Origin of the sequence: Streptomyces sp. B3I8, from assembly GCF_030816915.1 — a bacterium.
In the GTDB taxonomy this organism is placed as follows: domain Bacteria; phylum Actinomycetota; class Actinomycetes; order Streptomycetales; family Streptomycetaceae; genus Streptomyces.
In genome coordinates this window covers 2,676,573-2,696,369 of the sequence record NZ_JAUSYN010000002.1, presented here as the reverse complement: position 1 = coordinate 2,696,369, position 19,797 = coordinate 2,676,573, and the positions used below count along the sequence as shown (strand labels likewise).

Genomic DNA, 19,797 nt, shown 5'->3' with positions numbered 1-19,797 from the left:
CCGCGGGTCTCCCCCTGACTTCCCCCACCGCTCACGAGCACATCGGCCAGTAACTGGAGGCATCCTCGCACCTGCCACTGACAACGCGCCCGCCCACCGAGGGCAAGTGATCTTGATTGGTCGGCTCTGCCCGCAAAAATGCCCGCCCGACGACCTGCCCCGATCCATGGGCGACCACTCGGAACCCCCTTGTGATCGCCCGGGGTGCGATCGACGACCGGCCGGAGACCGCCCGCGCCAGGCCCGGGAACCGCCCGCGCCAGGCCCGGGAACCGCCCGCGCCAGGCCCGGGAACCCCTCGCGCCGGGCCCGGCACCCTCCCCGGGCAACCAACCGCCCCCGACCGCGCGTCTTCCCGTCGAACATGTGCGACGGGAACCCGTCGAACATGCGTGACGCCCGGCACGTACCCCTGCGGGGGAGCGCGCCGGACCGCGTCCCTGCGACCCGCGTGCGGGCGCAGGGTTTGACAACCCGGTGCGCTCCGGCACCGCACTACAGTGGGTCGGAACACCCGGAACCCGTGGTCCGGAACCCGTGGTGGGGAGCCCGGACAGCACGGTGCGCGAGGTGGACAACGGTGTTCGGACCAGACACCCCGATCAGCAGGGAGCTCATGACGTGCGGCCGGTAGGCAGCAAGTACCTGCTCGAGGAGCCGCTGGGACGCGGTGCCACGGGCACGGTGTGGCGTGCGAGCCAGCGCGAGACCGCGGGCTCCGAGGCGGCCGTCGCCGGCCGGCCGGGCGAGACCGTCGCGATCAAGGTCCTCAAGGAGGAGCTCGCGAGCGACCCGGACATCGTGATGCGCTTCCTGCGGGAGCGCTCCGTCCTGCTCCGGCTGACCCACCCGAACATCGTCCGGGTGCGTGACCTGGTCGTCGAGGGTGATCTGCTGGCCCTCGTCATGGACCTCGTCGACGGCCCCGACCTGCACCGCTACCTGCGGGAGAACGGCCCCCTCACCCCCGTGGCCGCCGCCCTGCTGACCGCCCAGGTCGCCGACGCGCTGGCCGCCAGCCACGCCGACGGTGTGGTGCACCGCGACCTCAAGCCCGCCAACGTCCTGCTGAAGCAGACCGGCGGCGAGATGCACCCGATGCTCACCGACTTCGGGATCGCCCGCCTCGCCGACTCACCGGGCCTCACCCGCACCCAGGAGTTCGTCGGCACCCCCGCGTACATCGCGCCGGAGTCCGCCGAGGGCCGTCCGCAGACCTCCGCCGTGGACATCTACGGCGCCGGGATCATGCTGTACGAGCTGGTCACCGGCCGCCCCCCGTTCGGCGGCGGCAGCGCCCTCGAAGTGCTGCACCAGCACCTGAGCGCCGAGCCGCGCCGCCCCTCCACCGTGCCGGACCCGCTCTGGACGGTGATCGAGCGCTGCCTGCGCAAGAACCCCGACCAGCGTCCCAGCGCCGAGAACCTCGCGCGCGCCCTGCGGGTCGTCGCCGACGGCGTCGGCGTGCACGCCAACTCCGCGGCGATCGCCGCCGCCGAGGGCGTCGGCGCACTGCTCGGCCCCGACCTCGCCCCGGCCCCCGTGCCGGGCACCCCGGGAGCCGCCGACCCGACCCAGGTCCTCCCGCACACCTCCGGCGCCGGCGCCTACGGCCCGAACGGCCCGCACAACCCCACCCTCCCCAACGGCGTCGACCCCAACGGCGCCACCAGCGTCCTCCCGCACACCTCCGGCGCCGGCGCCGCCGACCCCACCGCCGTCCTGCCGCAGACCGGCGCCGCCGACCCGACCGCCGTGCTGCCCCCGGTGCCGCCGGGCGGCCCCGGGCAGGGCGACGCGGGCGGCTCCGACCAGCCGCACCCCTGGCAGACCCAGCTCCGCGCGGCCCGCGACCGCAACGACCAGACCCAGGTGCAGTACCTCGACCCGAACGAGGACCCGCTGCGCCGCCGCCCGCAGCGCCAGGTCGCCCGCCCGCAGCAGCAGCCCCACCGGCAGCCGCCCCCGCAGGAGGGCTACGGCTACCCACAGCAACAGCAACAGCAACAGCAGCCGCCCGGGCAGCAGCGGTACGCCCCCCAGCGTGGCGCCCAGCGCCGCCGGGAGACCCCGCAGCCGCAGCAGTACGCCCCGGCACCCCAGCACCAGCCCCAGCGCTACGCCCCCGCCCCGCAGCCCCAGCGGCCCGCCCCGGCCCCGGAGCGCGAGCCGAGGGCGCCGCGGCAGCGCGGTGCCAACCCGATGAAGATCCCGGGCCTCGGCTGCCTCAAGGGCTGCCTGTTCACGCTCGTCATCCTGTTCGTCGCGAGCTGGCTCGTCTGGGAGCTGAGCCCGCTGCAGGACTGGATCGGTACGGGCAGGGGCTACTGGGGCGAGATCAGCCACTGGTTCTCCAAGGTCGGGGACCTGGCCCGAAAACTGGGCAACTAGCAACTAGCAACCAGGGCTCACCGGCTCACCGTTGCCGGACCCCCGGGCGCACCCCGGGATCCGTCCGGCACTCCCGACCTCGGGGATTTGTCGACACCCACCGGGTGATTTCCGTCGCCCGGGTGAAGGCCGGCTCCCACGACGCGTAGTTTTGGCGACAACACGCGGACCGTTGGAGCGAGCGGAGCAGCCTTGGCACGGAAGATCGGCAGTCGGTACACCGCGCACCAGGTCCTGGGACGGGGCAGCGCCGGCACGGTGTGGCTGGGCGAGGGCCCGGACGGGCCCGTGGCCGTCAAGATGCTGCGCGAGGACCTGGCGTCCGACCAGGAACTGGTGGGCCGGTTCGTCCAGGAGCGCACGGCGCTGCTGGGCCTGGACCACCCGCACATCGTCTCGGTGCACGACCTCGTGGTCGACGGCAACGACCTGGCCCTCGTCATGGACCTCGTGCGCGGCACGGACCTGCGCACCCGCCTGGACCGGGAGCACCGGTTGGCGCCCGAGGCGGCGGTGGCGATCGTCGCCGACGTGGCCGACGCGCTGGCCGCGGCGCACGCGGCCGGGGTCGTGCACCGCGACGTCAAGCCGGAGAACATCCTCCTCGACATGCAGGGCCCCCTCGGACCCGGTGGCGCGCACCCCGCGCTGCTGACGGACTTCGGTGTGGCCAAACTCATCGACACCCCGCGCCGGACCCGCGCCACGAAGATCATCGGCACGCCGGACTACCTGGCCCCGGAGATCGTCGAGGGCCTGCCGCCCCGCGCGGCCGTCGACATCTACGCGCTGGCCACGGTTCTGTACGAGCTCCTCGCGGGGTTCACGCCGTTCGGCGGCGGGCACCCCGGTGCGGTGCTGCGGCGGCACGTCACGGAGACGGTGGCACCGCTGCCCGGCATCCCGGACGAGCTGTGGCAGCTCCTCGTGCAGTGCCTGGCCAAGGCGCCGGCCTCCCGGCTGCGGGCCTCCGAGCTGGCGGCACGGCTGCGGGAGCAGCTCCCGTCGCTGGCCGGGATGGGCCCGCTGGACGTGGACGAGCCGGGGTCGGAGCCGGAGGAGGACGACGGGGACGGGAGCGGGAGCGCCGCCGACGGGGCCGACGGCGGGGCGGTGACCGCGCCCCGGGGCGAGCCGCGGGTGCGGCGGGGTGCCGTGCCGCTGGTGCCCGGCGCGAAGCCGGACTCCAACCGGGACACGCACACGTCGATGCGGGTACCGGGCCCGGAGGAGCTTGCGGGCGGTGCCCGGGGCACCGCGCGGGTACCGCGGGCGGCGGGAGCGCCGCGGCCGGGTTCCGCGCGGAACCGGGCGGTGGCGCGCAGACGGCGGCTGACCCTCGGGGCGGTCGCGCTGGTGCTGGCCGTCGCGGCCGGCCTGGGCGCCTGGGCCGCCATGTCGGGCGACGACGGAGACACATCCCCACAGGACTCCAACAACTCCGCCCCGGCGGTTCCGTAGCCTCTTCGCCCCCGCCGCCCCTACCCTTCCCGTCCCTCCAGGGGGCTCCGCCCCCTGACCTCCCGGGGTGCGGTGCCGAGCGCGGGTGGACGGCCTCTTCTCGCGCAGTTCCCCGCGCCCCTTGAAAACGGGGGTGCCCCCTGCCTTCCAGGGGCGCGGGGAACTGCGCGACCAACCCCCACGCACCCGCGCCCGCCACTCCCACCGTCCCCCGGGGCTCTTCCGCCCCTCACCGCGGGCCGAGCCCGGAGCAGAGCCGGGGCCGGGCCGGGGGCCGGGGGCCCACCCCCCCCGCCCCAGCCCTCCCCACCCGGCGGAACCGTTACGCTGGGGAGCGTGGCAGTCGTCGACGTATCCGAAGAGCTCAAGTCCCTCTCCTCCACCATGGAGTCGATCGAGGCCGTCCTGGACCTCGACAAACTGAGGGCAGACATCGCCGTGCTCGAGGAGCAGGCGGCCGTGCCGTCCCTCTGGGACAACCCGGACGAGGCGCAGAAGATCACCAGCAAGCTGTCGCACCTCCAGGCGGAGGTCCGCAAGGCCGAGGCCCTGCGCGGCAGGATCGACGACCTGAGCGTCCTCTTCGAGATGGCCGAGGAGGAGGACGACCCCGACACCCGCGCCGAGGCCGAGTCCGAGCTCACGGCGGTGAGGAAGGCGCTGGACGAGATGGAGGTCCGCACCCTCCTCTCCGGCGAGTACGACTCCCGCGAGGCCCTCGTCAACATCCGCGCCGAGGCCGGCGGCGTCGACGCCGCGGACTTCGCCGAGAAGCTCCAGCGCATGTACCTGCGCTGGGCCGAGCAGCGCGGCTACAAGACCGAGGTCTACGAGACGTCGTACGCGGAGGAGGCCGGCATCAAGTCGACCACCTTCGCCGTCCAGGCCCCGTACGCCTACGGCACCCTCTCCGTCGAGCAGGGCACCCACCGCCTCGTGCGCATCTCGCCCTATGACAACCAGGGCCGGCGCCAGACCAGCTTCGCGGGCGTGGAGATCCTCCCCGTGGTCGAGCAGACCGACCACGTCGAGATCGACGAGTCCGAGCTGCGCGTGGACGTCTACCGGTCCTCCGGCCCCGGCGGCCAGGGCGTCAACACGACCGACTCCGCGGTGCGCCTCACCCACCTCCCCACCGGGATCGTCGTCTCCTGTCAGAACGAGCGGTCGCAGATCCAGAACAAGGCGACCGCGATGAACGTCCTCCAGGCCAAGCTGCTCGAGCGGCGCCGCCAGGAGGACCAGGCCAAGATGGACGCGCTCAAGGGCGACGGCGGCAACTCCTGGGGCAACCAGATGCGTTCGTACGTCCTGCACCCGTACCAGATGGTCAAGGACCTGCGCACCGACTTCGAGGTCGGCAACCCCGAGGCCGTGTTCAACGGTGAGATCGACGGTTTCCTTGAGGCCGGCATTCGCTGGCGCAAGCAGCAGGAGAAGTAACTCCGGGTGCCCGCCGCGGGCCGACCGCCCCGGAAGCCCCGTTTTGTCGACAAGGCAACTGCCGCCCTCGTGGCGACAGTTGCCTTTTTTCTGCGGCCTCTCGTGACGAAAGCCGCGACATAGGACATCACGTCCGCAACGGCCTTGACGTTGCTTAAAAAAATCGGAAAGGTGTCGGGTGGCATGCGCATTATCGGGGCGCATGTGAACCGGGGGAGATCCACTTCATGACCTGCCCCCGTTGATCACGGCCCCGTGGCGCTGCTCCACTGACGATCAGCTACTGGGGGTAGCAGTCATATGACGAAGAAGACGCGGATCCGCGTGGCGCGTGTCGCCGCGGGTGCCGTGATTGCGGCGGGTGCGTCGCTGGCGGCGGCGGGGGTGGCCTCGGCCGCCGGCGCCGACATCGGCCTCGACGCCGGTGTGGCCACTGTCGACGTGAAGGTGAACGCACCGGCGGACAGCGAAGGTGCCGACAACGGCGGCACCGACGACGGTGGCACCTCCGTCGGCGCCACGGTCGGCGGCGGCATCGGTGGCACCGACGACGGTGGCACGGGTGACGTCGGCGGTAACGGCGACGACGGCGGTGCGGGTGACGTCGGCGGCAATGGCGACGACGGCGGTGCGGGTGACGTCGGCGGTAACGGCGACGACGGTGGCGCGGGTGACGTCGGCGGCAATGGCGACGACGGCGGTGCGGGTGACGTCGGCGGTAACGGCGACGACGGTGGCGCGGGTGACGTCGGCGGTAACGGCGACGACGGTGGCGCGGGTGACGTCGGCGGCAACGGCGACAACGGCGGCGCGGGTGACGTCGGCGGCAACGGCGACAACGGCGGCACCGGTGACGTCGGCGGTAACGGCAACGGTGGCGGCAACGGCAATGGCGGCGGTCACGGCAACGGCGGCGGCTCCGGCTCCGGCGGTACCGAGACCGACGGCGGCGGCAACAAGCCCGTCGAGCAGAGCAAGGGTTCCTCCGCTCTGACCGACACCGGCACCGAGACGTCGGACACCACCGCCCAGGGCGGCGACGGCGGCGAGCTGGCCGAGACGGGCGCCGGTCAGACCGCGTTCCTGCTCATCGGCGCGGCCACGATGATCGCGGGCGGCATCGGCTTCCGCTTCCTGCCCCGCCTGGTGAGCGGCCGGGACGGCGCCGCGGCCTGACGTCCGTGGGTCGTGGACCCGCCACGACGTACCGCGTGACGTAACGCGAAGAGACAACGAAGAAAGGCCCGGAGCAGCCGGCTCCGGGCCTTTCTCACGCCGGCCCGGACCGACGGGCCCGGGAAGATCAGCTGTGCGCGATCACACCGTCTGGTGCGCCACCAGTACCAGCGCCGCGATCAGCGCGACGAGCAGCGCGATCAGCACCATCGGATTCAGGTCGGTGAACGGGCTCTGCCGCTGCATCCGTTCCCTGCTGGCCCGGCACACCGGGCAGCGGCCCTCACTCACAGGCCCGGCACAGTTCGCGCACACCAATCGGTCGTACGTCATGCGCCTCGCCTTCCTCGCCCGTCTTCACCCCGTACAACGTGCCGGACGCCCATTCCGTTCCCGGAGCCCGTCACCACCTCCCACTGTGCCAGGTTCCGCGAGGTCGCGCGGCGGCGCGGGGGAAGCCGTACGTGCCTTCGGCCCCCCGACAAAACGCACAACATTCGCGCATGCCCACCGGCGACTGCACGCACACACCCGGTTCGCGTATGGTCACGCTCACCAACCCCGGCGACTTGTGGTGCATCCCGTGATCCGATTCGACAACGTCTCCAAGGTCTACCCCAAGCAGACCCGCCCCGCGCTCAGGGATGTCTCCCTGGAGGTGGAGAAGGGCGAGTTCGTGTTCCTCGTGGGATCGTCCGGCTCCGGAAAGTCCACCTTCCTGCGTCTGATCCTGCGCGAGGAGCGGTGCAGCCAAGGTCAGGTGCACGTCCTGGGCAAGGACCTCGCCCGCGTCTCCAACTGGAAGGTGCCGGGAATCCGGCGCCAGTTGGGAACGGTGTTCCAGGACTTCCGGCTGCTGCCCAACAAGACCGTCGCCGAGAACGTCGCCTTCGCACAGGAGGTGATCGGCAAGTCGAAGGGTGAGATCCGCAAGTCCGTGCCGCAGGTGCTCGACCTCGTCGGGCTCGGCGGCAAGGAGGACCGCAGACCGGGCGAGCTGTCCGGTGGTGAGCAGCAGCGCGTCGCCATCGCACGCGCCTTCGTCAACCGGCCCAAGCTGCTGATCTGCGACGAGCCCACGGGCAACCTCGACCCGCAGACCTCCGTCGGCATCATGAAGCTGCTCGACCGCATCAACCGGACGGGCACCACCGTGCTGATGGCGACCCACGACCAGAACATCGTGGACCAGATGCGCAAGCGCGTCATCGAGCTGGAGAAGGGCCGCCTCGTCCGCGACCAGGTGCGCGGCGTCTACGGCTACCAGCACTGACGACGAGGAACGAAAGGCTTAACCAGACGCCATGCGCGCCCAGTTCGTGCTCTCGGAGATCGGCGTCGGTCTCCGCCGCAACCTGACGATGACCTTCGCGGTCATCGTCTCGGTCGCCCTGTCCCTGGCCCTGTTCGGCGCGTCCCTCGTGCTGAGCGACCAGGTGTCCCAGATGAAGGGCTACTGGTACGACAAGGTCAACGTCTCGATCTTCCTCTGCAACAAGAGCGACGCCGACTCCGACCCGAACTGCGCCAAGGGCGCGGTGACGCCGGAGCAGAAGGAACAGATCAAGTCCGACCTGAGCAAGATGTCGGTGGTCGAGAAGGTCACCTACGAGTCGCAGGACGAGGCGTACAAGCACTACAAGGAGCAGTTCAAGGACTCCCCGCTGATCAGCTCCCTCACCCCGGACCAGATGCAGGAGTCGTACCGCATCAAGCTGAAGGATCCGCAGAAGTACCAGGTGATCGCGACCGCCTTCGACGGGCGGGACGGCGTGCAGTCGGTGCAGGACCAGAAGGACACCCTGGACAACCTGTTCCAGCTGCTGAACCTGATGAACCGGGCGGCGCTCGGTGTGATGGCGCTCATGCTGATCGTCGCGCTGCTGCTGATCGTCAACACCGTGCGCGTCTCGGCGTTCAGCCGCCGCCGCGAGACCGGCATCATGCGGCTCGTGGGCGCCTCCGGCTTCTACATCCAGGCCCCGTTCATCATGGAGGCGGCCGTCGCCGGCCTGATCGGCGGTGGCGTGGCCTGTGTCTTCCTGGTCTTCGGCCGCTACTTCACGGTCGACCACGGCATGGCCCTGTCCAGCAAGCTCACCCTGATCAACTTCGTCGGCTGGGACTCGGTCCTGACGAAGCTCCCGCTCATCCTCGCGGCGAGCATCCTGATGCCGTCCCTCGCCGCGTTCTTCGCGCTGCGCAAGTACCTGAAGGTCTGACGGTGTGAGGCACGCCGGTGGTGCGACACCCACCGGACGCGTGACGCACACCGAGGGTGTGACGTACGCCAACGGGGCGGGCGGGTCAACCGCCCGCCCCGTCACTTCCCTACCCGAGGGCCTGCCCGGCGGACCCTGCCGGAGACGCGGGGTGCGGCACGCCCATCTGCGGCGTTGTCGTCGGTCACCGACGTTCCGCGTCGATTCCCTCCTCCGCCTTGCAGTTGGACGCACCACACCCCGCTCACCCCTGCTCACGAGGTGCCTTCGGTCTCCTCCGACATGATCCGCCGGGCAGGCTCTAGACTCACCGCCATGCCTGGCCGAGATCCGCTCTTCTCACCGCCCCGCCACGCGGGCCGCGGGGCCGCGTTGACACTGCTCTTCGCGAGCGTGCTGGTGACCGGCGCCGCGAGCGGCTCGTTCAACGAGACCCTGGGCGCGAGCCGGGCCGCCGCCCGGCAGACCCGCACCGACGGCGCGGGCGGCCCCACCGCCCCGGCCGCCGCACGCCGGCAGGAGGTCACCCGGGCCGCCGCCCGCGCGATGGCCGACGGCACCTCGCCCATGGAGGCCGCCGAGCGGGCCGTCAGCCGCAGCGGCGACCGCTGGGGCGCCGTCTACTCCCCGGACGAGTACGAGGAGTTCCAGGAGGCCCTCGACGGCGAGTACACCGGCGTCGGGCTCTCCGCCGGACGCGAGAGCGACGGCCGCATCGAGGTGACCCGGGTCCGCTCCGGCTCGCCCGCGGCCGCCGCCGGGATCCGGACCGGGGACCTGCTGCGCAGTGTGGACGGGAAGCGGGTCGACGACCGCCCCGTCACCGAGGTCGTCGCCCTGCTGCGCGGGGACGCCGGGGGCGGCGGCAGCCAGGACGCCACCGAGGGCACCCGCGTCTCCCTCGGCCTCCAGCGCGGCTCGCACACGTGGACGAGGACCCTGCACCGGGCCCGGCTGTCCACCGAGGACGTCACCACCCGCCGGGTCGCCGGCCGGACCACCGTGATCCGGGTGGCAGCCTTCACCAAGGGCTCCGGCGACCTGGTGCGCGCCGCCGTCGCCGGGGCGCCCGCGGGCGACGGGATCGTCCTCGACCTGCGTGGCAACTCCGGCGGACTGGTCACCGAGGCCGTCTCCGCCGCCTCCGCGTTCCTCGACGGCGGCCTGGTCGCCACGTACGACGTCGGCGGCGAGCAGCGGGCGCTGCACGCCAGGCGCGGCGGCGACACCACCAGACCCGTGGTCGTGCTCGTCGACGGCGGCACGATGAGCGCGGCCGAACTCCTCACCGGCGCCCTCCAGGACCGCTGCCGGGCGATCGTCGTGGGCACCCGCACCTTCGGCAAGGGCTCGGTGCAGATGCCGAGTCGGCTGCCCGACGGCTCCGTCGCCGAACTGACCGTCGGCCACTACCGCACCCCCTCCGGCCGCGGCGTCGACGGCCGCGGCATCACCCCCGACCTGGAGGCCGACGAGGACGTCCTCGCCCGCGCCGGACACGTCCTGTCGGGCCTGGGCCGCTCGTAGCCCCGCCCCCGCGGCAGGTCGGGAAACGGTTTTCCCTCCACCCCCTCCGAGGTGCGAAAATGGCCAGCACTATGGCCAAGGGAATGTACGTACCGAAAGAGGCCCAGCCGAAGCAGGGCAAGGCGACCGCGAAGGCGCGGGACGGCGAGAAGGGCGGCAAGCGGCGGATCGTCGCGCAGAACAAGAAGGCACGCCACGACTACGCGATCATCGACGTCTTCGAGGCCGGCCTCGTGCTGAGCGGCACGGAGGTGAAGTCGCTGCGCCAGGGACGGGCCTCGCTGGTCGACGGCTTCGTGCAGATCGACGGGAACGAGGCGTGGCTGCACAACGCGCACATCCCGGAGTACAGCCAGGGCACGTGGACCAACCACTCCGTGCGCCGCAAGCGCAAGCTGCTCCTGCACCGCGAGGAGATCGACCGCCTGGAGACGAAGTCCCAGGAGACGGGCCACACGATCGTGCCGCTGGCCCTCTACTTCAAGGACGGCCGCGCGAAGGCGGAGATCGCCCTCGCGCGCGGCAAGAAGGAGTACGACAAGCGGCAGACCCTGCGCGAGCGCCAGGACCGCCGCGAGTCCGACCGCGCCATCGCGGCGGCGAAGCGGCGCGAGCGGGCGGCGCAGGCGTGAGCGTCCCGGAATAGGCTGGCACCGGACAGCGTTGGTCACGTACGATGGGATCGCACTGCTCAGCCGGTGCAAGCGATTGAAAAATCAACATGGGGATGATCGGTTTCGACAGCGGATGTCGAAGCAGGGGAAGCGTGTCGAGGAAGCGGCCATGATCTCGTAAACCACAGGCCGAAAACAATAATCGCCAATACCAAGCGCGATTCCTCCGCCTTCGCCCTCGCTGCCTAATTAGGTAGCAGGCGAAGACTCTGCGGAGTGTCAGCCCGGGGCTGTTCCCGACCCGGATCCTGGCATCAGCTAGGGGACTAAACCTTGATCCCGGTCACGGGGTGAAGAGGGAAATCTAACAGTGACTGGGCCCGTCGGAGACTTGTTCGCGTGATCTCCGGGGCCGAGAAAAGCGCAGCGAACTGCACACGGAGAAGCCCTGATTCCGCACCGTTGGACGCGGGTTCGATTCCCGCCATCTCCACCACCAGAAGCCCGGGGGTTCGCCCCCGGCCTCCCGGTACCCCATGTGGGCAAAGGCCCCGCCGCGCAAAGCGGCGGGGCCTTTGTCGTGCGCGAATGGTCAGAGGTGATCGGTGGCTCTCACTGGATTGTTCGGTGACCGGAGCATGGCATCAGTCTCCTCTGATGAAGAGGTACAGACTCTCGCGCCAGGCGTATCGAGCGGCGTCGAGGATGTCGACGACAACCGGTGGAGGTTCCCCTTCGAGTGCTTCAAGCTCCTCGATCAGCCTCATCAGCTGATTCCTGTTGAACATGGCGTCTCCGTATTTCATGACACCGCTGCGCACACTCTCCGGCGGGGCGGACTCGCAGATTTTTATGAAGCTGTTGTCCATGTCATCACTGAGGTACCTTGATTGCCGCCCTGATCGATCCAACACGTACACGCCAAGACTCATCAGGCCTCACTGGGGTTTATCGATGAAGTGACCGGGTGGGGTTCGCAAGCGATGGCGAATTCTTCCGCTGTCAGTCCCGCACGAGACAGAACGGGTGTCCTGCTGGATCCGCGTAGATCCGCCAACTCCGCCTTCCGGCTCCCTCGTCGAGCAGCGTGGCGCCGAGAGTGAGGACGTCTTCCTGGGCCTGGTCCAGGTCCTCGACCGCCAGGTCGAGGTGAAACTGCTGAGGGTGAGCGGAGTCCGGCCACTGTGGCGGTTGATAACCCTCCACGCGTTGGAAGGCCAGTACGAATCCGTTGTCGGCGTGCAGCGTCGCCCAGCCGCCGCCGAGCGACCACCGTGGATCCGGCCGGTTCATCACGCCGCCCAGAAGCGCTTGGTAGAACTGGGCCAGCGCATCCACATCGACACAGTCCAGCACCACACACTGCAGCTTGGCGACGACCATAGACGCAGCGTCTCACGACGCCGGGCCACGATCTCCTGGCGGACAACACCGGTAGCAAACTCACTTCAGCCGATGCGGCGGCCAAGGGCTGTCCCGTGATCCCCGGCGGGCGCGCGACGACAGCTACGGCACCTCGCCGCGTTGTCGGGACGTCCGCATACATCCAGTATGCGGACGCCCCTCCGCCTTGCGATGCACCGCACCCGACGCCGCGCGCTGATCCACCGGGGATCACGGGACAGCCCTTAGCGGGGCGCGGTGCGGAGTTCGCACCAGACCGTTTTGCCGATGCCGCAGGGGCGGGGTTCCGCGCCCCAGTCGTCCGCGAGGGCGGCGATGAGGGGGAGGCCGCGGCCGGATTCGTCGTCCGGGGTGGGCTCTCGCAGGGCCGGGAGTGTGTCGCTCGCGTCCATGACTGTCAGGCGGAGGCGGTCGTCGGTCTCCACGCACCGGGCCCAGATCTCGCGGCCGGCGGGGGCCTTGGCGTGCCGGTAGGCGTTGGTCATCAGTTCGCTGAGCAGGAGTACGGCCGTCTCGGCGACGTCCTCGGGGACCTTCCACAGCCTGGCCTGCTCGCGGAGGAGTGTGCGGGCGCGGCCCACGCTGCGGGGGTGGCGGGGGAGCCGCCATTCGATGTCGTGGGGGAGTGCGGTGCTGTTGAGGGGTCGGGATGACGTGGTCGCCATGGGGGATGGATTCCTTGCGTGTGATTACCCGTCGTTCGGTGAAATCAGGGTGGCGACCTGTGTCTACTCTCGCGAGTAGCGGTCCGGGTACGCAGTGTGGCTGTACCTCGGGTGAGTCCAGGGAGCGGGTGGTGTGGATGGTGCGGGTGGCGACGGGGGAGTCCCAGCAGGCGCAGCAGAACTGGCGTTACTGCGGCGGTCAGATCAAGCTGTGGCGCGAGAGCGCGGGCGTCACGCGGCAGGGCCTCGCGGACGAGGCGGGCTACGACTACGAGTACGTCAAGTCGATGGAGTGCGGCCGCCGTCGCCCAACCTTGCGGTTGCTGCAGATCGCGGACCAGATGTGCAGGGCGGGCGGCAAGCTGACAGCCGCGCACGAGTTCCTCAAGCCGGAGCCGTTCCCGCAGCGCACGCAGCAGTACGTGGCGGTGGAGGCCGAGGCGATCACTGTGCAGTGGTATGAGCCGTTGCTGATCCCGGGCCTACTGCAGACCGAGGAGTACGCAAGGGAACTGATCGGCAACGACTGCCCTCCGTTGGACGAGGAGACCGTGGAGGAGCGGGTCGCGGCACGCCTGAAACGGCAGGTGAAGCTCACGAGCAAGCCGCTGGCCCGGTTCACCTTCGTCATGCACGAGGCGGGTTTGAAAGCCGTCGTCGGCGACAGGTTGGTGATGGGCAGGCAATTGGAACACCTTCTGCACGTCGCCGAGTTGCGCAACCTCACCCTCCAGGTGCTGCCCTTCGGGACTGCTCCCACAGTCGCGCTCAGCGGTGCGCTCATTCTCGTGGAGACGACTGAGCACGATGTCTACGCACACGTCGAGGCGCAGGAGACGGGAGCGCTCTATGCTGACGGCGGCAAGATCAGCGCGCTGTCGCAACGCTATGGTCTGATCCGGTCGCAGGCGCTTAGCGTTGAGGAGTCTGTCCGGTTCATCAAGGAGTTGGCGGAGGAACTATGAGCGCGGAACTGGCCTGGTTCAAGTCGAGTCACAGCGATTCGTCCGGCGGCGCATGCCTCGAAGTCGCCCACTCCCCGCACACGTCGCACCACACCGACGCCGAGGCAACCGTCCACCTGCGGGACTCCAAACTGGGGGCCCGCAGCCCCCGCCTCGGCCTGCCCGCGAGTGCCTGGGCCGCGTTTCTCGGGTACGTCTCCCGCGACGGCGCTTGAGCTCCGGGGCACTCGTCGCGCGGCTTCGCGAGGCCGGGGTACGCGGTCGCGGTTGCCGGAATAGCGACCCCTGAGGACGACTTGCAGGTGTTCGCGAAGACACTGCCGTCAGTCCTCACACGAGCTGAGGGCTGACGGCTGACGGCCGATCGTCAACCGATGAGGGGTCCCGTCTCGAATTCGCCGGTTCAGGCGGGGCCCCGCCTTCATGCCACCGCAGCGGGGCCCCACGCATCACCCGCACGGGTGAGGGCACCCCCTCACCCGGCGTCCCGCACCTCCAGCGACACACCCCCCGTCCCCGCCTCCGCCCACACCACCCGTTCCCCGGTTGCCAGGGCCCACGGGGCCCTCGGGGTGTCGCAGGACGCGTGCAGGGTGTGGCCGTGCCGTTCGACGGTGAAGGTCACCTCTGCCACCTTCACCGTCACCCGCGCCCCGTCCGCCAGTTCGTACGCGCGCAGGGTGACGCCGTCGGCGTGGTCGTAGTCGGGGCGGTCCGCCACCGCGCCGACCGGGATCACCGACCCCGGGCGCACCAGCAGCGGCACGCTCAGGAAGCCGTGGCGTTCGCGGACCCAGCGAGGGCCCGTGACCGTGCGGCCCGTGCCGTAGTGGGTCCAGATGCCCTCGGGGACGTAGTAGGAGACCTCGCCCTCGTCGTCGAACACGGGGGCGACCAGCAGATCCGGGCCCAGCATGTACTGGCGTTCCAGGTGCGCGCAGCCGGGGTCGTCGGGGAACTCCAGGACCATCGCCCGCATCATCGGCACCCCCTCCTCGTGCGCGGCACGGGCGGCCGCGTGGAGGTACGGCATGAGGCGCAGCTTCTGCCGGGTGAAGTGGCGCAGGACGTCGACGGACTCCTCGTCGAACAGCCACGGCACCCGGTACGACGAGGAGCCGTGCAGGCGGCTGTGGGAGGAGAGGAGGCCGAAGGCGATCCAGCGTTTGAAGAGGGCCGGTGACGGGGTGCCCTCGAAGCCGCCGATGTCGTGGCTCCAGTAGCCGAAGCCGGTCAGCCCGAGGGAGAGGCCGCCGCGGAGCGATTCGGCCATGGACGCGTACGTGGACTCGGAGTCGCCGCCCCAGTGCACCGGGAACTGCTGGCTGCCGGCGGTGGCCGAGCGCGCGAAGACGACGGCCTCCTCCTCGCCCCGGTGCTTGCGCAGCACGTCGAAGACGGTCCGGTTGTAGAGGTGCGTGTAGTAGTTGTGCATCCGCTCCGGGTCGGAGCCGTCCGCCCAGGCCACATCCACCGGGACGCGCTCGCCGAAGTCGGTCTTGAAGCAGTCGACGCCCTGTGCGAGCAGCGCCTCCAGTTTGGTGGCGTACCACTCGCGGGCGGCGGGGCTGGTGAAGTCGACCAGGGCCATGCCCGGCTGCCACAGGTCCCACTGCCACACGCTGCCGTCGGGGCGTTTCAGCAGGTGGCCCAGGTCCCGGCCCTCGGCGAAGAGGGGGGAGCGCTGGGCGATGTAGGGGTTGATCCAGACGCAGATCCGCAGGCCCTTGTCCTTGAGCCGGGCGAGCATCCCCTCCGGGTCGGGGAAGACGCGCGGGTCCCACTCGAAGTCGCACCACTGGAACTCGCGCATCCAGAAGCAGTCGAAGTGGAAGACGGAGAGAGGGAGTTCGCGCTCCTTCATGCCGTCGATGAAAGAGGTGACGGTGGCCTCGTCGTAGGAGGTGGTGAAGGAGGTCGACAGCCACAGGCCGAAGGACCAGTCGGGCGGCAGGGCCGGGCGGCCGGTGAGGGCCGTGTACGTGCGGAGGATCTCCTTGGGGGTGGGGCCGTGGATGACGTAGTACGTCAGCTCCTGCGTCTCCGCGCTGAACTGGACGCGGGACACCGCCTCCGAGCCGACCTCGAAGGAGACCCGGCCGGGATGGTCGACGAAGACGCCGTAGCCGCCGTCCGTGAGGTAGAACGGGGCATTCTTGTACGCCTGTTCGGTGGCGGTGCCGCCGTCCGCGTTCCACATGTCGACGGCCTGGCCGTTCTTCACCAGCGGGCCGAAGCGTTCACCGAGGCCGTAGACGTGCGTGCCGACGCCCAGGTCGAGCTGTTCGCGCAGGTAGTGCGCGCCGGTCGCGTCCCGCACGATGCCCATGCCCTTGGGACCGCTGGTGGTCAGGACGCGGCCGTCGGCGAGGAAGTCCAGGTGCCAGGGCGCGGTCCGGGCCACCCGGAGCGTGAGCGCGCCGGAGGTGAGGGTCGCGGACTCCTCGTCGCACTTCGCCTCGGCGGTGAAGTCCTCGCGGGCCACGGCGAATTCGGGGCCGTGCGGGGGTGCGCCCCGGAAGTGGGTGAAGGTGACGCCGATGACCCCGGGCATCGGCGCGTGCGCGGTGATCGTGACGACCGGCCCCTTCAGCAGGTCGCCGCGGTGCCGGATGGGCCGGGTGGGCGCGTGGATCTCCAGCGTGCCGGGCCCGGCGGTCGCGTCGAGGACCTCGGCCGGGTGGGCGGCGGTGACGCCTTCGCGCAGCATCCAGTAGCCGTCGGTGAACTTCACGCGGGATCCCCTTACTTGACGGCACCCACGGCGATGCCGCGGGTGAGGGTGCGTTGGAAGACGAGGAAGAAGACGAGGGCGGGGAGCACGCCGAGGAGGGCGGCCGCGTTGGTCATCGTCGCGTCCATCAGGTGCTGGCCCTGGAGGACGCCGAGCGCCACCGACACCGTCTGGTTGTCGTTGGAGATCAGCATGACCAGGGGGAGCAGGAACTCGTTCCACGTCCAGATGAAGAAGAAGACCATCAGCACGCCGAGGGTGGGCCGGCTCATCGGCACCACGATCCGCCACAGCACCTGCCAGGCGTTCGCCCCGTCGATGCGGGCCGCCTCGATGATCTCGCGCGGGAAGGTGCCGAGGACGGAGGAGAGCAGATACGTGCCGAACGCGGCCTGGATCACCGTGAAGACGATGATCACGCTGAGCCGGGTGTCGTACAGACCGGTCTCCTTGCTCAGGTAGTACACCGGGTAGACCAGCGCCTCCTGCGGGAGCACGTTGGCCAGCACGAAGAACGCCAGCACCCAGGTGCGGCCCCGGATCCGGCCGATCCCGATGGCGTACGCGTTGAGGACGGAGAGGATCACGGCCAGGACGGCTACCGAGCCACTGATCAGGACCGAGTTCCACAGCTTCTGCCCGTAGTCGACGCGCTCCCAGAAGTCCTTCAGGCCGTCCAGGTGGACGCCGTGCGGCAGGCTGAGCGGACCGTTCTGCGCGTACTCGGTGGGCGACTTCAGCGCGTTGACGGTGACGATGACGAACGGCACGACCATGAACAGCGCGCCGATGCACAGCGCCACCAGGACGGGGTAGCGGGCGACGACGGAGCGGGAGGGGCGGGGCACCTTCCGGGTCCGCGGCGCGGTGGTGGGTACGGCGGTCATGCGCGGCCCCCTTCCTCGGCGTCCTCGGCGCGGGTCTGGAGCTTCAGACCGACCAGGGACAGCAGCAGGATGATCACGGTGAGCACGGTGGAGATCGCCGCGCCGTAGCCCACCTGGGTCTTTTCGAAGAAGGTGGTGAAGGAGAAGTACGAGGGCACGTCGGTCGCGCCGCCCGGGCCGCCCTTGGTGAGGACGTACACCGCGCCGAACACCTTGAGCGCGGCGATGGAGCACCAGGTCAGCACGACGTAGATCTCGGGCCGGATCTGCGGCAGCGTGATGTGCCAGAAGCGGCGCCACCAGCCGGCGCCGTCCAGCTCGGCCGCCTCGTAGAGCCCCGGGTCGACGCGCTGGAGCCCTGCCATGAAGACGACGAGCGGGAAGCCGATCTGTACCCACACCATCACCCCCATCACGCTGTACAGCGCGATGTCCGGGTCGCCCAGCCAATCCTGCTGCCAGGAGCCGAGCCCGACGGCCTTCAGCAGCTCGTTGAGCGAGCCGTTCTCGGGCGCGAGGATCCAGCTCCAGACGATCCCGGCGACCGCGATCGGCAGCACCTGCGGCAGGTAGAAGCAGGCGCGCAGCACGGCCGCGATCCTGGGGCCGAAGTGCTTGCCGACGAAGTCGAACAGCGCTGCCGCAAGCACGAGTCCGACGACGGTCGGCACGGCGGCCATCGCGACCACCATGAACAGGCTGTGCCGGAACGACGCCCAGAACTCGGAATCGTCCAGCAGTTCGCGGTAGTTGGCGAGCCCGGTCCACTTCGGGCTGCCCACGCCCGACCACTCGGTGAAGCTCACGCCGGTGTTCATCAGGAACGGCCCGACGATCACGACGAGGAAGGCGAGCACGCCGGGGAGGAGGAAGAGCGGATACGGGTTGCGGGGGCGCCGCGGGTGCGAGGGACCGGCGGGGGCGCGCCCGCCGCGGTCGACGGTGACCGTCATTTCTTCGGCGCACCCTTGTCGTAGGCGCTCTGCAGGTTGTTCAGGAACGCGTCGGGCTTCTCGCTGCCGGTGATCAGCTTCTGCGTCTCGGAGACGAGGACGTCGTAGAAGCCGGCGACCGGCCAGTCGGGGTAGAAGGCGAGGCCGTCACGGTCGGAGACGGTGGTGAAGTCGCCGATGAGGGTCTTGGCCCGCGGGTCGGTGACGGCCGAGGCATCGGCGGCGACGGGTATGCCGCCGCTGTTGCCGAGCAGGTTCTGGATCTTCTTCGACATGGTGATGTCGATGAAGTCGTACGCCAGCTTCTTGTTCTTGGCGCCCTTGGGGACCACCCAGAGGTTGCCGCTGGAGCCGAGGGTCAGCTTGGAGCCGGGCCACAGGGCGGTGTCCCAGTCGAACTTGTTCTCCGACTTGAAGCGCCCGTACCACCAGCTGCCGCTGAAGAAGATCGGTGCCTTGCCCTGGATGAAGGAGAGCCCGGTGTCCTCGGCCTTGGTGCTGCTGGACCTGTCGCTGATGTACCCCTTCTTCACCCAGTCGGCGAAGGTGGTGGCGGCGTAGGTCCAGGCAGCGTCGTGGAAGTCGACCTTGCCCTTGTAGAGCTGGTAGCCGTCGACCCAGGAGCGGTCGGCCTTGGAGAGGGCGAGCTGGTAGAGGTACTGCTGGGCGGGGTATTCGGCGCCGCCGTTGGCGAGCGGGGTGACGCCCTTGGCGACGAAGGCGTCCATCGCGGCGGTGAGGTCGGCAATGGTCCTGGGGGACTTGGGCTCGGCGACGCCGTACTTCTTGAACAGGTCCTTGTTGAAGTAGACCATCGCGTACTCGGCGTAGTTGGGCACGCCGTACCACTTTCCGGAGCCCATCACGCCGTTCGCGTCGTAGCGGGCGGTGGTGGCGACGCCGGCGCTCAGCTTCTTGTCCCAGCCGTGCCCGGTGACCTCGCCGGACAGGTCGGTGAGCAGACCCTGCTTGGAGAGCAGACCGGCGGTGGCGTTGCCCTTGTTGTACTCCATGACGTCGGGGGCGTCGGAGGAGTTCAGGACCATGGGCGCGGTCTTCTGGATCTGTTCGAAGCCTTTCTCCTCGAACTCGACCTTCACGCCCGGGTGCTGGGCCTTGAACTCCTTGATCGCCTCGTTCCAGGCGATGCCCATCGCGCTGTCCGCGGTCTCGTAGTGCCACAGCTTGAGTGTCTTGCCGTCCCCGGACGCGCCGTCCGAGTCGCCGCCGCAGGCGGTGAGCAGCAGGGCTCCGCTGAGCAACGCGGCCGCGGTCGCGACCAGACGCCTTCGTGCCGTCAACATCCCGTGCCTCCTGGGGGCGTCGGAGTGGGGTGGGTGCCGTGGAGGGGCGTG

General features: G+C 70.0%; 18 protein-coding genes and 1 other RNA gene. 11 read left to right on the top strand and 8 right to left on the bottom strand.

The window, feature by feature from the left end; translation table 11 throughout:
- Positions 1 to 621: 621 nt before the first annotated feature.
- The 4 genes from QFZ64_RS14030 to QFZ64_RS14015 all read left to right on the top strand — a co-directional run bounded on the left by QFZ64_RS14030 (position 622) and on the right by QFZ64_RS14015 (position 6,471).
- Complete coding sequence (locus tag QFZ64_RS14030) at positions 622 to 2,391, top strand: serine/threonine-protein kinase (protein ID WP_307065599.1); 1,770 nt, start codon at positions 622 to 624, stop codon at positions 2,389 to 2,391.
- Between the two features lie 192 nt (positions 2,392 to 2,583).
- The gene (locus QFZ64_RS14025) at positions 2,584 to 3,852 is read left to right on the top strand and encodes a serine/threonine-protein kinase (RefSeq protein ID WP_307065596.1); all 1,269 of its coding nucleotides are present in this window, start codon (positions 2,584 to 2,586) and stop codon (positions 3,850 to 3,852) included.
- A 336-nt stretch (positions 3,853 to 4,188) separates the two neighbouring features.
- Entirely contained in the window at positions 4,189 to 5,295 is a 1,107-nt protein-coding gene (gene prfB / locus QFZ64_RS14020) for a peptide chain release factor 2 (RefSeq protein WP_307065594.1), read from the top strand.
- A 300-nt stretch (positions 5,296 to 5,595) separates the two neighbouring features.
- Complete coding sequence (locus tag QFZ64_RS14015; RefSeq protein ID WP_307065592.1) at positions 5,596 to 6,471, top strand: hypothetical protein; 876 nt, start codon at positions 5,596 to 5,598, stop codon at positions 6,469 to 6,471.
- Positions 6,472 to 6,612: 141 nt separating this feature from the next.
- On the opposite strand, the gene QFZ64_RS14010 is transcribed toward QFZ64_RS14015, so the two are convergent.
- Positions 6,613 to 6,804 carry a hypothetical protein gene (locus tag QFZ64_RS14010; protein WP_307065590.1) on the bottom strand — a complete coding sequence of 64 codons (192 nt, stop codon included), beginning with the start codon at positions 6,802 to 6,804 and terminating at the stop codon, positions 6,613 to 6,615.
- A 250-nt stretch (positions 6,805 to 7,054) separates the two neighbouring features.
- Here QFZ64_RS14010 and ftsE point away from each other — a divergent pair, with 250 nt between their 5' ends.
- From ftsE to ssrA, 5 genes are all read left to right on the top strand, one after another.
- A complete protein-coding gene (gene ftsE, locus QFZ64_RS14005) occupies positions 7,055 to 7,744 on the top strand; it encodes a cell division ATP-binding protein FtsE (RefSeq protein WP_307065588.1) in 690 nt (229 codons plus the stop codon).
- A 31-nt stretch (positions 7,745 to 7,775) separates the two neighbouring features.
- On the top strand, positions 7,776 to 8,693 hold the full coding sequence (gene ftsX, locus QFZ64_RS14000; RefSeq protein ID WP_307065586.1) for a permease-like cell division protein FtsX: 918 nt from the start codon (positions 7,776 to 7,778) through the stop codon (positions 8,691 to 8,693).
- A 315-nt stretch (positions 8,694 to 9,008) separates the two neighbouring features.
- Entirely contained in the window at positions 9,009 to 10,220 is a 1,212-nt protein-coding gene (locus QFZ64_RS13995) for a S41 family peptidase (protein WP_307065584.1), read from the top strand.
- 83 nt (positions 10,221 to 10,303) lie between these two features.
- Positions 10,304 to 10,852 (top strand): SsrA-binding protein SmpB, encoded by a 549-nt coding sequence (gene smpB / locus QFZ64_RS13990; RefSeq protein ID WP_307071697.1) that lies wholly within the window; start codon positions 10,304 to 10,306, stop codon positions 10,850 to 10,852.
- 91 nt (positions 10,853 to 10,943) lie between these two features.
- Positions 10,944 to 11,330: a transfer-messenger RNA gene (ssrA, locus tag QFZ64_RS13985) on the top strand.
- A gap of 148 nt (positions 11,331 to 11,478) precedes the next feature.
- Here ssrA and QFZ64_RS13980 read toward each other — a convergent pair.
- From QFZ64_RS13980 to QFZ64_RS13970, 3 genes are all read right to left on the bottom strand, one after another.
- Positions 11,479 to 11,703, bottom strand: a complete 225-nt coding sequence (locus tag QFZ64_RS13980; protein WP_307065583.1) for a hypothetical protein — start codon at positions 11,701 to 11,703, stop codon at positions 11,479 to 11,481.
- Positions 11,704 to 11,836: 133 nt separating this feature from the next.
- A complete protein-coding gene (locus tag QFZ64_RS13975; protein WP_307065582.1) occupies positions 11,837 to 12,217 on the bottom strand; it encodes a VOC family protein in 381 nt (126 codons plus the stop codon).
- A 245-nt stretch (positions 12,218 to 12,462) separates the two neighbouring features.
- Positions 12,463 to 12,903 carry an ATP-binding protein gene (locus QFZ64_RS13970; protein WP_307065580.1) on the bottom strand — a complete coding sequence of 147 codons (441 nt, stop codon included), beginning with the start codon at positions 12,901 to 12,903 and terminating at the stop codon, positions 12,463 to 12,465.
- 137 nt (positions 12,904 to 13,040) lie between these two features.
- Between QFZ64_RS13970 and QFZ64_RS13965 the strand changes: the two genes are divergently transcribed.
- Together QFZ64_RS13965 and QFZ64_RS13960 are read left to right on the top strand one after the other, a co-directional pair.
- Positions 13,041 to 13,868 carry a helix-turn-helix transcriptional regulator gene (locus tag QFZ64_RS13965; protein WP_307071696.1) on the top strand — a complete coding sequence of 276 codons (828 nt, stop codon included), beginning with the start codon at positions 13,041 to 13,043 and terminating at the stop codon, positions 13,866 to 13,868.
- Positions 13,865 to 14,083 carry a DUF397 domain-containing protein gene (locus QFZ64_RS13960; RefSeq protein ID WP_307065579.1) on the top strand — a complete coding sequence of 73 codons (219 nt, stop codon included), beginning with the start codon at positions 13,865 to 13,867 and terminating at the stop codon, positions 14,081 to 14,083. The genes QFZ64_RS13965 and QFZ64_RS13960 overlap by 4 nt, the downstream gene beginning before the upstream one ends.
- A gap of 260 nt (positions 14,084 to 14,343) precedes the next feature.
- Here QFZ64_RS13960 and yicI read toward each other — a convergent pair whose 3' ends face one another.
- The 4 genes from yicI to QFZ64_RS13940 are packed head-to-tail and all read right to left on the bottom strand — an operon-like array spanning position 14,344 to position 19,746.
- Positions 14,344 to 16,602 (bottom strand): alpha-xylosidase, encoded by a 2,259-nt coding sequence (gene yicI / locus QFZ64_RS13955; RefSeq protein ID WP_307065576.1) that lies wholly within the window; start codon positions 16,600 to 16,602, stop codon positions 14,344 to 14,346.
- Positions 16,603 to 16,613: 11 nt separating this feature from the next.
- Positions 16,614 to 17,489, bottom strand: coding sequence for a carbohydrate ABC transporter permease (locus QFZ64_RS13950; protein ID WP_373430606.1), 876 nt, complete (start codon positions 17,487 to 17,489; stop codon positions 16,614 to 16,616).
- A complete protein-coding gene (locus QFZ64_RS13945; RefSeq protein WP_307065574.1) occupies positions 17,486 to 18,442 on the bottom strand; it encodes a carbohydrate ABC transporter permease in 957 nt (318 codons plus the stop codon). Before QFZ64_RS13945 ends, QFZ64_RS13950 begins: the two co-directional genes overlap by 4 nt.
- Positions 18,439 to 19,746, bottom strand: coding sequence for an extracellular solute-binding protein (locus QFZ64_RS13940; protein ID WP_307065572.1), 1,308 nt, complete (start codon positions 19,744 to 19,746; stop codon positions 18,439 to 18,441). The genes QFZ64_RS13945 and QFZ64_RS13940 overlap by 4 nt, the downstream gene beginning before the upstream one ends.
- Between the last annotated feature and the right edge of the window lie 51 nt (positions 19,747 to 19,797).

Coding starts and splice junctions, on each gene's coding strand:
- QFZ64_RS14015 (WP_307065592.1), top strand. CDS start 5,596: ATGACGAAGAAGACGCGGATCCGCGTGGCGCGTGTCGCCGCGGGTGCC.
- QFZ64_RS14010 (WP_307065590.1), bottom strand. CDS start 6,804: ATGACGTACGACCGATTGGTGTGCGCGAACTGTGCCGGGCCTGTGAGT.
- ftsX (WP_307065586.1), top strand. CDS start 7,776: ATGCGCGCCCAGTTCGTGCTCTCGGAGATCGGCGTCGGTCTCCGCCGC.
- QFZ64_RS13995 (WP_307065584.1), top strand. CDS start 9,009: ATGCCTGGCCGAGATCCGCTCTTCTCACCGCCCCGCCACGCGGGCCGC.
- smpB (WP_307071697.1), top strand. CDS start 10,304: ATGTACGTACCGAAAGAGGCCCAGCCGAAGCAGGGCAAGGCGACCGCG.
- QFZ64_RS13980 (WP_307065583.1), bottom strand. CDS start 11,703: ATGGACAACAGCTTCATAAAAATCTGCGAGTCCGCCCCGCCGGAGAGT.
- QFZ64_RS13975 (WP_307065582.1), bottom strand. CDS start 12,217: ATGGTCGTCGCCAAGCTGCAGTGTGTGGTGCTGGACTGTGTCGATGTG.
- QFZ64_RS13970 (WP_307065580.1), bottom strand. CDS start 12,903: ATGGCGACCACGTCATCCCGACCCCTCAACAGCACCGCACTCCCCCAC.
- QFZ64_RS13965 (WP_307071696.1), top strand. CDS start 13,041: ATGGTGCGGGTGGCGACGGGGGAGTCCCAGCAGGCGCAGCAGAACTGG.
- QFZ64_RS13960 (WP_307065579.1), top strand. CDS start 13,865: ATGAGCGCGGAACTGGCCTGGTTCAAGTCGAGTCACAGCGATTCGTCC.
- QFZ64_RS13950 (WP_373430606.1), bottom strand. CDS start 17,489: ATGACCGCCGTACCCACCACCGCGCCGCGGACCCGGAAGGTGCCCCGC.
- QFZ64_RS13945 (WP_307065574.1), bottom strand. CDS start 18,442: ATGACGGTCACCGTCGACCGCGGCGGGCGCGCCCCCGCCGGTCCCTCG.
- QFZ64_RS13940 (WP_307065572.1), bottom strand. CDS start 19,746: ATGTTGACGGCACGAAGGCGTCTGGTCGCGACCGCGGCCGCGTTGCTC.